Here is a 12,130-nt window from a genome sequence, read left to right on the forward strand (position 1 = left end):
AGCGGCGAGCGCGGCTTCGACCAGCACTCCGAGGAACGAGTCATCTTCGCCCACGTCGAGCGCATCGCCTGACACGGCCGCGCGCGGCCGGCCCCCTGCCTCCCCCCCCGGGGGGGTCCCCCGCCCCCCCCCACCCCTCTTTCGTTCGTTTCCGTGTCCGTTTCGGATCGATCTGCATCGATTCGCGTCGGCTCGGAGCGATTCTCAGCGATTCGGGACCGCCGAGGGGACCGCGAGCCATGACCGACCAGGACTTCCACCCGGGGCTCACCCCGGGACACCTGGGTGCGCCGGTGCTGGAGCCGGAGGGCCGTCCTCCGGGTGCGCCCCGGCCGCGCTCCGATGCGCCGGATCCGCACCGACGGCGTAACGGACTGGCCTGCGGACTCACCGCCTTCGCCCTGGTCGCCGTCTTCGGCGGGATCGGGCTCACCGGCTACACCTGGTTCCAGCACCAGCGCAAACCCGCGGCGGCCGCCGACTACGCGGGGCAGGGCAGCGGCAGCGTCCAGGTCTCGGTGCCGGAGGGCGCGGGCCTGTCCCAGATCGCCTCCGCGCTGGTCCGCAACGGGGTGGTGGCCAGCTCGCTCGCCTTCACCCGGGCGGCGAAGGGCAGCGCGGCCGCCGCCGGGCGGATCCAGCCCGGCACGTACACCTTGAAGCAGAAGATGTCGGCCGCCGCCGCGCTGTCCGTCCTGATCGACCCGGCCAACGCCAACGGCCTCACCATTCCCGAGGGGTGGCGCGGCTACCAGATCTTCGCGGCGATCGACAAGAAGCTCAACCTCCCCGCGGGCACCACCCAGAAGGCCGCCCAGGACCAGGGCGCCGAACTCGGCCTCCCGGACTTCGCCAAGGGCAGCCCCGAGGGCTACCTGTTCCCGGCCACCTACGCCGTCACCGACGGGACCACCGCGCTGGACCTGTTGAAGCAGATGGTCGAGCGGGCGGGCAAGGAGTTCAGCCGGGACGACGCCAACGTCGTCGCGCAGAACCTCGGGCAGAGCCTGTACGGGCTGGTCACCGTCGCCAGCATGGTCCAGGGCGAGGCCGACAACACCGAGGACATGGGCAAGGTGGCCCGGGTCATCTACAACCGGCTGGCCAAGGGGATGCCGCTCCAGCTGGACTCCACCATCAACTACGCCCTCGGCCGCTCGACCCTGAACACCACGGTCACCGACACCAGGCTGGACTCCCCGTACAACACCTACCTGCACCCGGGCCTGCCGCCGTCGCCGATCTCCAACCCGGGCCGGCAGGCGATCATGGCGGCGCTGGACCCGACGCCGGGGGACTGGGTCTACTTCGTGACCGTGAAGCCCGGGGACACCCGCTTCACCGACAGCTTCGAGGTGCAGCAGAAGAACGTCGCCGAGTTCAACGCCGCCCGGGCGGCCAAGCCGAGCGCCCCGGACTCGCCCGCTCCGAACGCCGCCGCCACCCCCTCGACACCGGGCGCCGCCACCCCGTGACGGCCCCGTACGCCGAGCGTGAGGTCGCTCACTGACAGTGCGTCCGCCCGGGCGGGGGTACGGCTGCGGTACGGTAACGTCTCCTCCCAGGCGCTGCGCTAGCACGCCGGTTCGAGAATCAGCCGGGACCGCGTCGTCCCGGACGGCCGGTCCGATCCTCCGGTCGTCACCGTCGGTTAAGGGGATCAATGACCGATCTGGGTGGGGGCTACGGCCCCCAGGGCGAGCCGTGGCACCCCGGTGATCCCGGGTACGGCGGTCAGCAGCCGGTCCCCGGCCAGCAGGACGGCCAGTGGCAGCAGTACCCGCAGCAGGACCAGCACGGCCAGCAGCCGTACGGGGACGCGCAGCAGGGGTACCCGCAGCAGCAGATCCACAACGGCCACCCCCAGCAGATGATGCCGCCCCAGGGGTACCAGCAGCACGGCATGCCGCAGCAGGGGTACCCGCAGCAGCAGATGCCGCAGCAGGGCTTCGACCAGGGGTACCCGCAGCAGGGCATGGGCCAGCAGGACATGGGTCATCCGGGCATGGGCCAGCCCGGCATGGGTCAGCAGGGGCAGGCCTACCCGCAGCAGATGCAGCAGGGCATGCCCCAGCAGCAGATGCAGCAGGGGATGCCCCAGCAGGGCTACGGGCAGCAGCAGATGCCGGTGCAGCAGCAGGGCATGCCGCAGCAGGTGCAGCAGGGGATGCAGCCGGGGATGCCCCAGCAGCAGGCCGGCATGCAGGAGCCCGCTCCGCAGCAAGCCCGGCCGCGGCGCGCCCGCCCGGCCGTGGAGCCCGAGGCCGCCTCCGGTCCCGGCCCGGACGGCATCGACTGGGAGGCCGAGGCCGCCGCGCTGGAGTCCGGCGCCGATCCGGTCGGCGGCGCGCACGAACCCGCGGAGGGGGAGTGGGACGGCCGCGCCGCGGAGGAGCACCACGAGGGCGACCTCTACCTCGACGAGCACGCCGAGGCCGAGCAGAGCGGTTTCCTCGGTGAGCAGGACGACTCCCGCGAGGCGAAGAAGAAGCGCAAGGAGAGCGGCAAGAAGGCGGGCCGTCGCAACGGCGGCGCCTGCCTGGTGGTCGCCGTGGTGCTGCTGGGCCTGCTCGGCGGCGGGGGCTGGTGGGGCTACGGCTTCTACCAGGACCACTTCGGTCCGCCGCCGGACTTCACCGGCGAGGGCACCGGCTCCGTCCAGATCGAGGTCAAGCAGGGCGCGGTCGGCGGGCAGATCGGTGCCGCCCTCAAGGCCGCCGGTGTGGTCAAGAGCGTCGACGCCTTCACCAAGGCCTGCGACGCCGAGCCCAAGTGCACCACGATCCAGTACGGCTTCTACACCTTGAAGAAGGAGATGCCGGCCGCGGCCGCGGTCAAGGAACTGCTGGACCAGGCGGGCGGCGCGGCGATCGTGTTCCCGGAGGGCAAGAACTCCTCCGAGATCTACGCCACCATCGACAGCAAGTTGAAGCTCCAGAAGGGCACCACGGCGGGCGTCGCCAAGGCGCAGGTCAACGACCTCGGGCTGCCGGCGTACGCGAACGGCAACATCGAGGGCTTCCTCTGGCCGACCCGCTACAACATCGCCGACGGCATGAAGCCCGAGGACCTGCTCAAGCAGATGGTGAAGACCGCCACCGACAAGTACGCCAACCTCGACGGCCAGGCCTCCAAGGCGGGCCTCAAGAACGGCTACGAGGTGGTCATCGAGGCGAGCATCCTGCAGCGCGAGGGCAACAACCCGGGCGACTTCGCCAAGATGGCCAGGACCATCCAGAACCGGCTGGCCAGCGACGCCGTGCGCCACACGCTCGGCATGGACACCACGCTGCAGTACTCGCTGGGCCGCAAGGAGCTCACGTCGAAGGACATCAACGACGGGTCCAACAAGTTCAACACCTACATCAACCCGGGCCTGCCGCCGACGCCGATCTCCAACCCCGGCGACGAGGCGCTCAACGCGGTGCTCAACCCGGCGGACGGCAAGTGGCTGTACTTCATCGCGATGTCCCCGACCAACACCCTGTTCGCCGAGACGGACAAGGAGCACGCGGCCAACGTCGAGGCGTACTGCAAGGCGGCGGGCCAGGGCTTCGACAAGGTCGGCCTGCACTGCACCACGAAGTAGGCGGCACCACCGAGTAGCCGTCACCGAACCGTCGTTCACGGAGAGGCAGTGTTGACCAGCAAGCACCGGGCGGCCGTCCTCGGCTCGCCGATCGCCCACTCGCTCTCGCCCGACCTGCACCGGGCCGCCTTCGCGGCGCTCGGGCTGGACGGCTGGCGCTACGACCGCTTCGAGGTCGACGAGGCCGCCCTGCCCGGGTTCCTCGCCGGGCTGGACGAGGCCGAGTGGGCGGGGCTGTCGCTGACCATGCCGTTGAAGCGGGCGATCATCCCGCTGCTGGACGAGGTCAGCGCCACGGCCCGGGCGGTGGACGCGGTGAACACCGTGGTGTTCACCGCCGACGGGCGGCGCACCGGGGACAACACCGACGTCCCCGGCCTGGTCAACGCGCTGAGCGAGCGCGGCATCGCCGAGGTGTCCGCTGCTGCCGTGCTGGGGGCCGGGGCCACCGCCTCCTCGGCGCTGGCCGCGCTGGCCCAGGTCTGCACCGGCGAGGTGACGGTCTACGTGCGCAGCGCCGAGCGGGCCCGGGAGATGGCCGAGCTGGGCGAGCGGCTCGGCGTGGCGGTGCGGACCGAGGACTGGGAGCGCGGTGCGGAGGCGCTGGAGCGGCCGCTGACCGTCTCCACCACCCCGGTCGGGGCGACCGACGGCTTCGCCGCGGGGCTGCCCACCGACCCGGGGGCGCTCTTCGACGTGCTGTACCACCCGTGGCCGACGGCGCTGGCCGCCGCCTGTGCCGCGCGCGGGGCGACCGTCCTCGGCGGACTGGACCTGCTGGTCCACCAGGCGGTGCTGCAGAGCGAGGCCTTCACCGGGCGGGCGCCCGGGCCGCTGGCGGCGATGCGCGGGGCGGGGGAGCGGGCGCTGGCCGGGGGCTGAGCCCCCGGGCCGGACGTGCCGTCGCGCGCGGCCGAATCGTTTCGTGGAGTGACCGGTTGCCGTCCGTCACGCGGACTGTGCCCCCGGGGGCTGCCGGGTCATGAAAGGATTCGGACAGAAGGCACGCTCGGGCGGGCCCCGGCGGTGCCGTGGGCCGGCCCGCTGATGAAGGAGCTCCGTTGGGTACGTTGCGCTGGCTGACGGCGGGGGAGTCGCACGGCCCCGCACTCGTCGCGACGCTGGAAGGCCTGCCCGCCGGTGTACCGGTCACCACCGACGTGGTGGCCGACGCGCTGGCGCGCCGCCGGCTCGGTTACGGCCGCGGGGCGCGGATGAAGTTCGAACAGGACGAGGTGACCTTCCTCGGCGGCGTCCGGCACGGCCTGACCATGGGCAGCCCGGTCGCGATCATGGTCGGCAACACCGAGTGGCCGAAGTGGGAGCAGGTCATGTCGGCCGACCCGGTCGACCCCGAGGTGCTGGCGGGCCTGGCCCGCAACGAGGCGCTGACCCGCCCCCGGCCCGGCCACGCCGACCTGGCCGGCATGCAGAAGTACTCGATCGAGGAGGCCCGGCCGATCCTGGAGCGCGCCAGCGCCCGGGAGACGGCCGCCCGGGTCGCGCTGGGCGCGGTCGCCCGTGCGTACCTGCGCGAGGTGGCCGGGATCGAGATCGTCAGCCACGTGGTCGAGCTGGCCGCCGCCAAGGCGCCGGCCGGCGTGCTGCCGCTGCCCTCGGACGAGGCCCGGCTGGACGCCGACCCGGTGCGCTGCCTGGACGCGGACGCGTCGAAGGCGATGGTCGCCGAGATCGACCAGGCCCACAAGGACGGCGACACCCTCGGCGGCGTGGTCGAGGTGCTCGCGTACGGCGTGCCGGTGGGCCTCGGCTCGCACGTGCACTGGGACCGCCGGCTGGACGCGCGGCTGGCCGCCGCGCTGATGGGCATCCAGGCGATCAAGGGCGTCGAGGTCGGCGACGGCTTCGACCTGGCCCGGGTCCCCGGGTCGCAGGCGCACGACGAGATCGTCCCGACCCCCGAGGGCGTCAAGCGCACCTCCGGCCGCTCCGGCGGCACCGAGGGCGGCCTGTCCACCGGCGAGGTGCTGCGGGTGCGGGCCGCGATGAAGCCGATCGCGACCGTGCCGCGGGCGCTGCAGACCCTGGACGTGCGCACCGGTGAGCCGGCCAAGGCGCACCACCAGCGTTCGGACGTCTGCGCGGTGCCGGCCGCCGGCATCGTCGCCGAGGCGATGGTCGCGCTGGTGCTGGCGGACGCGGTGAACGAGAAGTTCGGCGGCGACAACGTCTCCGAGACCCGCCGCAACGTCCAGGGCTACCTCGACAACCTGATCATCCGATGACGAAGCCCGTCGTGGTGCTGGTCGGCCCGCCCGGCAGTGGCAAGTCCACCGTCGGGCGGGTCCTGGCCGAGCGCCTGGGCGTCGGCTTCCGGGACACCGACGCCGACATCGAGGCGCTGGCCGGCAAGCCCATCCCGGAGATCTTCATCGACGAGGGCGAGCCGCACTTCCGCGAGCTGGAGGTCCGCGCCGTGCGCGCGGCCGCCGAGGGACACGACGGGGTGCTGGCGCTCGGCGGCGGCGCGGTGATGGCCGAGGCCACCCGCGCGCTGCTGCGCGAGCTGCCGGTGGCCTTCCTGGAGGTCCCGCTGGGCGACGCGGTCAAGCGGGTCGGCCTGGACGCCCCGCGCCCGCTGCTGGCCGTCAACCCCCGGGCCCGCTGGCGCGAGCTGATGGAGGCCCGTCGCCCCCTCTACCTGGAGGTGGCCACCGCCGTCGTCGACACCGCCGACCGCACCCCCGAGCAGGTCGCGGACGCCGTACTGGAAGCACTGGAGCTGAACACCCCCCATGACTGACACCACCGTCAGGATTCACGTCGGCGGCAGCGCCGGCCACGACCCGTACGACGTGCTGATCGGGCACCAGCTGCTCGGCGAGCTGGCGCCGCTGATCGGGACCCGGGCCAAGCGGGTCGCGATCATCCACCCGGAGGCGCTCGCCGCCACCGCCGACGCCGTCCGCGAGGACCTGGCCGGCGAGGGGTACGAGGCGATCGCGCTCCAGGTGCCCAACGCCGAGGAGGCGAAGAGCGCCGAGGTCGCCGCGTACTGCTGGTCGGTGCTCGGCCAGACCGGCTTCACCCGCAGCGACGTCGTGGTCGGCCTCGGCGGCGGGGCCACCACCGACCTGGCCGGCTTCGTCGCGGCCACCTGGCTGCGCGGGGTGCGCTGGATCTCCATGCCCACCACGCTGCTCGGCATGGTCGACGCGGCCGTCGGCGGCAAGACCGGCATCAACATCGCCGAGGGCAAGAACATGGTCGGCGCCTTCCACCCGCCGGTGGGCGTGCTGGCCGACCTCGGCACCCTGGAGACCGTGCCCAAGCACGACTACGTCTCCGGCCTCGCCGAGGTCATCAAGTGCGGCTTCATCGCCGACCCGGCCATCCTCGACCTGATCGAGGCGGACCCGGAGGGCGCCAGGACGCCGGCCGGCCCGCACACCGTCGAGCTGATCCGCCGGGCCATCCAGGTCAAGGCCGACGTCGTCTCCGGGGACCTCAAGGAGTCCGGCCGGCGCGAGATCCTCAACTACGGCCACACCCTCGGCCACGCCATCGAGCGCAACGAGCGCTACAAGTGGCGGCACGGCGCGGCGATCTCCATCGGCATGGTCTTCGCCGCCGAACTCGGCCGCCTGGCGGGCCGGTTGGACGACGAGACGGCCGACCGCCACCGCACCGTGCTGGCCTCGGTCGGCCTGCCGCTGACGTACCGGGCGGACGCCTGGCCCAAGCTGCTGGACGCGATGAAGATCGACAAGAAGTCGCGCGGCGACCTGATCCGCTTCATCGTCCTGGACGGCCTCGGCAAGACCTCCGTGCTGGAGGGCCCCGACCCGTCGCTGCTGGTCGCCGCGTACGCGGAGGTCTCGGCGTGACCCGGGTGATGGTGCTCAACGGCCCCAACCTGGGCCGGCTGGGCAGCCGGGAGCCGGACGTCTACGGGGCCACCTCGTACGCCGGGCTGGTCGAGCGCTGCACCGCGCTGGGCAAGGAGTTCGGCTTCGAGGTCGAGGTGCACGAGACCAACTCCGAGCAGCAGATGGTGGAGTGGCTGCACGAGGCGGCCGACGGGCAGGTGCCCGTGGTGATCAACCCGGGCGCGTTCACCCACTACTCGTACGCGATGCGGGACGCCGCTGCGCAGCGCACCGCGCCGCTGATCGAGGTGCACATCTCCAACCCGTACGCGCGGGAGACCTTCCGGCACAACTCGGTGATCGCGGCGGTGGCCTCCGGCACCATCGCGGGCTTCGGGATCGGGTCGTACGAGCTGGCGCTGCGGGCGCTGGCGGAGCAGCTCGCCGCGCGCTGAGGAGCGGGGCGGCGGGGCCTTGGGGCGCGGGTTTCGGGTGCCGTCGACGGTCGCTGAACGGCTGTGACGGGAACCGACCGGATTCGACGCGAGTTGACCTTGTGACGGGCGCGAGTTGGCCGACGGTTGACCCGAGTTGACGCCGGTCGACCACGGGTCGACCACGAGCCGACCTGGGCCGAAACCGCCCGTGGCCGGGCGAGCAGGGCGCGTTCGGCGGCCCGGCGGCGGACTGTGCCCGCTGCCGGGCCGCCGTGTAATGTCCCCGCTGAGAGGTGTCGGGAGGTGCCGTGACGCAGTACGCCGGAGGCGGGGAGGTCCCGCCGCGTCCCGCCGCTCCGCCGGTGCCGCCGGTGGGCGGTGCGGGGGTGTCCCCGCCGGTCGTTCCGGCCCCGGTCGCCGCACCCGCCGCGCCCGCCGCGACGCCTCCGCCGCCTCCGTCGCCGCCGCCCGCCGCGGCGTCCGTCACGGTTCCGGCCCCCGTCCCGAACCCCGTGCCGGTGCCGAACCCGGTGGCGGCGCCGAACCCCGTGTCCGTCCCCGCCGCGGCACCGCCGCCCGTGCCCCTCCCGGCCGGCGGCACCGGGCACTTCGTGCTGCCCGCCGGCACGCCCGTCCAGCTCCCCGCCCACCCCTCGCAGCGCCACACGCCCGCCGGCCCCATCGCCGTCCTGCTGATCGGCCCGGCCGGGGCGGGCAAGACCACCGTCGCCCGGTACTGGGCCGAGCGCCGGGGCACCCCGACCGCGCACATCAGCCTGGACGACGTCCGCGAGTGGGTGCAGTCCGGCTTCGCCAACCCGCAGGCCGGCTGGAACAACGCCTCCGAGGCCCAGTACCGGCTGGCCCGCCGGACCTGCGGATTCGCCTGCCGCAACTACCTGGCCAACGGCATCTCCTGCATCATCGACGACGCCGTCTTCCCGGACCGCCCGGCGATCGGCCTCGGCGGCTGGAAGCGGCACATCGGCCCGGGCATGATCCCGGTGGTGCTGCTGCCCAGCCTGGACTCGGTGCTGCGCCGCAACGCCCGCCGCGGCGGCACCAGGCGGCTCGGTGACGAGGAGGTCGCGCGCATCCACGGGCGGATGGCCGGCTGGTACAACTCCGGACTGCCGATCATCGACAACTCGTACCTGGACGTCGCCGGTACGGCCGCCGAGCTGGACCGGGTCATCCTGGCCCGGCTGATGGGCATGCCGGTCCGCTGACCACGGGGTTCGGGCGCGGCCGGGGGCGGCTGAGATGATGGACGGGTCCTGCCAGAACCACCCGGGGAGCTGACGTCCGTGCCGGAAGGCCACATCATCCACCGCCTCGCCGGCCAGAACCGGAAGGCCTTCGGCGGCCGCCCGGTGCAGGTCTCCAGCCCGCAGGGCCGCTTCGCCGACGAGGCCAAGGCGCTCGACGGGCAGCTGCTCATCGGCGCGGAGGCCACCGGCAAGCACCTCTTCCTCGGCTTCGAGGAGAGCGGCTGGGTGCACATCCACCTCGGGCTCTACGGCGGCTTCACCTTCGGCACCGGCCCGGCGCCCGAGCCGGTGGGGCTGATCCGCCTGCGGCTGGCCAACGACGACGGCTACGCCGACCTGCGCGGCCCCAACACCTGCGCGCTGGTCACCGGGGCCGAGAAGGCCGCCGTCGCCGCCCGCCTCGGCCCCGACCCGCTGCGCGCCGACGCCGACCCGGAGGCGGCCTGGCGCCGGATATCGGGCAGCCGCACGACCGTCGCCGCGCTGCTGATGGACCAGAAGGTGCTGGCCGGGGTCGGCAACGTGTACCGCGCCGAGGTGCTGTTCCGCCACCACATCGCCCCGCACCGGGCCGGCCGCGACCTCACCCGCCGCGAGTGGGACGCGATCTGGGCCGACCTGGTCGACCTGATGCACCAGGGCGCCGCCGCCGGCCGGATCGACACCGTGCGCCCCGAACACACCCCCGAGGCGATGGGCCGCCCACCCCGGGTCGACGACCACGGCGGCGAGGTCTACGTCTACCGCCGCGCCGCGATGCCCTGCCTGGTCTGCGGCACGGAGGTGCGGACGGAGGCGCACGCGGCGCGCAACCTGTTCTGGTGCCCGACCTGCCAGGCGGCCTGAGGAGGATTCAGGCGCCAGGGACCACCCGACGCCGTAGGCTGGGCCCGGGCTGGTCGGAGGGAGCGCGCGGGTGGACGGCTACGAGGTGTCCAACAGCTTGTCGGGCACGGTGGTGCACGGCAACGTGGTCCAGGGCGGGAACGTCACGGTCCAGCTGCCCCCGAAGCACCGAGTCCCGTACCAGGTCAGGCCGCCGCGGAAGAGCTTCGTCAACCGGGAGCGCGAACTCGCCGCGCTCACCGCCGCTTCGGGCGAGGCCGAGCGGGGCGGACCGGCCATCGTGGTGTTCACCGGCCTGGGCGGCGTCGGCAAGACCGAGCTGGTGGCCAAGTTCGCGATGGAGCAGGCGGAGCGCTTCCCGGGGGGTGTGCTCTACGCGGATCTCAAGGCCTACCGGCACCGCTCGGCGGTGGATCTGGCCGGAGTGCTGGAGGGCTTCCTCCGCGCTCTCGGGGTCCGCCCGCCGGACGCGGAGGCGGAGCGCTTCGGGGAGTTCCGGACGGTGACCGCCGAGCAGCGCTGCCTGGTCCTCCTGGACAACGCCGAGCACGCCGCCGAGGTGCGCGCCCTGCTGCCCTCCAGCGGGATGGTGGTGGTGGCGAGTCGGCGGCGGCTGGACGCGTTGCGGATGGACGGTGCCGAGGTGCGGCAGCTGGACCGCCTGGGCGCGACGGCCGCGGCCGCGCTGGTGCGGGGCTGGCTGAGCGCCGAGCGCGGCACCGACGACGAGGTGGCGGCGCTGGTGGAGCGTTGCGACGGGCTGCCGATCGCGCTGAACGCCGTCGGCAGCCAGCTGCTGCGCCGGGGCCGGCTGTCGGTGGGTCAGGTGATCGCCGAACTGTCCCACCAGGAGGGCAGGTTGGCGGTGCTGGACAACGACGAGGGGAACCTGCGGGGAACGTACGACCCGGTGTACGAGCGGCTCTCGCCGCAGGGGCGGGCGCTCTACCACCTGATCGGTGTGCACCCGGGCCCGTTCGTGTCGGCCGAACTGGCGGCCGCGGTGGGCATCGAACGGGCGGAGGACGCCCTGGACGAGCTGTGCGCCGTCCACCTCCTGGACGTGGTCGTCGACCAGGGGGTGGACGACCGCTTCCAGGTCCACGAGGTGGTGCGCACCCACGCCTACCTCTGCGCCCGTGAACTGCCCGACCGCACCGAGCTGTTGGCGCGGGCGGTGGCGTACTACCGGGGCAGGGCGTCGGTGGCCGACCGGGCGACCGGGCCGCGGCTCCGGTTGCAGGACCCGACCGGCGACGCCCTGCCCGGCTTCCGGTCCGGAGCGGACGCGCTGGAGTGGCTGCACGCGGAACGGGCGAACCTGCGAGCGGTGGTGAAGGCCGCGGCCGACCAGCAGTGGCACGACGAGGCGTGGTGGCTGTGCGAGTCGCTGTGGCCGCTCTACCACGGTCGGAAGCTCTACGAGGACTGGATCGCCACCCACCGGACCGGCATCGAGTCGGCCCGGTGGGCCAACAACCCGGACGCGGTGGTCCGGATGCACAACCAGTTGGCCCGGGCGCATTACGAGCGTCAGGACTTCCGGCTCGCCGCCGAGCAGTTGGCGCTCGCCACCGAGCAGGTGCCGCTGGTGGCCAACCGCCAGGTGGTGGGCGTGCTGTACGAGACGGACGGCCTGCTGTGCCTGGCCGACGGCCGGCCCGGTGACGCCGTCGAGCGGTTCACGCTGGCGCTGGAGGAGAACCGGGGCGATGCCCACGGCGAGATCGTGCAGAGATACAACCTGGCGCAGGCCCTGATCGCCGACGGCCGCCCGGAGGAGGCGCTGGCCGTGCTCGCGGAGGCCGGTGCCCGGGCCGTGGACACGGACGACCGGGACATGCTGATGAAGCTGCCGCTGGTCCGCGCCCGGGCCCACCGCGCGCTCGGCCGGCTCGACCTGGCCGTCGCGGACGCGGGCGACTGCGTGCGGCGGGCCGAGGAACGCAAGGCGTACCCGAAGGAGGCCCAGGCGCACACCCTGCTGCTCGCCCTCGCCGAGGAACTGGACGACCCGGAGTTGGCGGCGCGGAGCCGGGCCCGGCTGCGGGAGCTGGCCGGTTAGGGCCTGTCCGGCGGATCTTGCCAGGCGCGCGACGCCGGGCATCCCGCCTGGACGCACGCCCGAATCGCCCAAGTACGTCCAGTACGAGGCCG

At 73.4% G+C, this 12,130-nt stretch carries 10 protein-coding genes; all 10 read left to right on the forward strand.

The features are described from left to right. Nucleotides 1-239 precede the first annotated feature (239 nt). The 10 genes from mltG (ACFWXO_RS43170) (at nt 240) to ACFWXO_RS43215 (ending at nt 12,038) form a co-directional block, all read left to right on the forward strand. On the forward strand, nt 240-1,475 hold the full coding sequence (gene mltG / locus ACFWXO_RS43170; RefSeq protein WP_380532164.1) for an endolytic transglycosylase MltG: 1,236 nt from the start codon (nt 240-242) through the stop codon (nt 1,473-1,475). Between the two features lie 188 nt (nt 1,476-1,663). Further along, a complete protein-coding gene (mltG, locus tag ACFWXO_RS43175; RefSeq protein ID WP_380532167.1) occupies nt 1,664-3,589 on the forward strand; it encodes an endolytic transglycosylase MltG in 1,926 nt (641 codons plus the stop codon). Between the two features lie 51 nt (nt 3,590-3,640). Then, nucleotides 3,641-4,471 (forward strand): shikimate dehydrogenase, encoded by an 831-nt coding sequence (locus tag ACFWXO_RS43180; protein ID WP_380532170.1) that lies wholly within the window; start codon nt 3,641-3,643, stop codon nt 4,469-4,471. Between the two features lie 179 nt (nt 4,472-4,650). Then, nucleotides 4,651-5,835 carry a chorismate synthase gene (gene aroC, locus ACFWXO_RS43185; protein ID WP_375889974.1) on the forward strand — a complete coding sequence of 395 codons (1,185 nt, stop codon included), beginning with the start codon at nt 4,651-4,653 and terminating at the stop codon, nt 5,833-5,835. Continuing rightward, complete coding sequence (locus ACFWXO_RS43190) at nt 5,832-6,353, forward strand: shikimate kinase (protein WP_380532174.1); 522 nt, start codon at nt 5,832-5,834, stop codon at nt 6,351-6,353. Before aroC ends, ACFWXO_RS43190 begins: the two co-directional genes overlap by 4 nt. Then, entirely contained in the window at nt 6,346-7,437 is a 1,092-nt protein-coding gene (gene aroB / locus ACFWXO_RS43195; protein WP_375889972.1) for a 3-dehydroquinate synthase, read from the forward strand. Before ACFWXO_RS43190 ends, aroB begins: the two co-directional genes overlap by 8 nt. Before the next feature lie 8 nt (nt 7,438-7,445). Continuing rightward, on the forward strand, nt 7,446-7,874 hold the full coding sequence (aroQ, locus tag ACFWXO_RS43200) for a type II 3-dehydroquinate dehydratase (protein WP_375890060.1): 429 nt from the start codon (nt 7,446-7,448) through the stop codon (nt 7,872-7,874). A gap of 344 nt (nt 7,875-8,218) precedes the next feature. After that, on the forward strand, nt 8,219-9,085 hold the full coding sequence (locus ACFWXO_RS43205) for an AAA family ATPase (protein WP_380532181.1): 867 nt from the start codon (nt 8,219-8,221) through the stop codon (nt 9,083-9,085). A 78-nt stretch (nt 9,086-9,163) separates the two neighbouring features. Then, nucleotides 9,164-9,973 (forward strand): Fpg/Nei family DNA glycosylase, encoded by an 810-nt coding sequence (locus ACFWXO_RS43210; RefSeq protein WP_375889969.1) that lies wholly within the window; start codon nt 9,164-9,166, stop codon nt 9,971-9,973. Nucleotides 9,974-10,043: 70 nt separating this feature from the next. Then, nucleotides 10,044-12,038, forward strand: coding sequence for an AAA family ATPase (locus tag ACFWXO_RS43215; RefSeq protein WP_380532178.1), 1,995 nt, complete (start codon nt 10,044-10,046; stop codon nt 12,036-12,038). Nucleotides 12,039-12,130 lie beyond the last annotated feature (92 nt).

It is taken from the genome of Kitasatospora sp. NPDC059088 (genome assembly GCF_042738155.1).
Lineage (GTDB): Bacteria > Actinomycetota > Actinomycetes > Streptomycetales > Streptomycetaceae > Kitasatospora.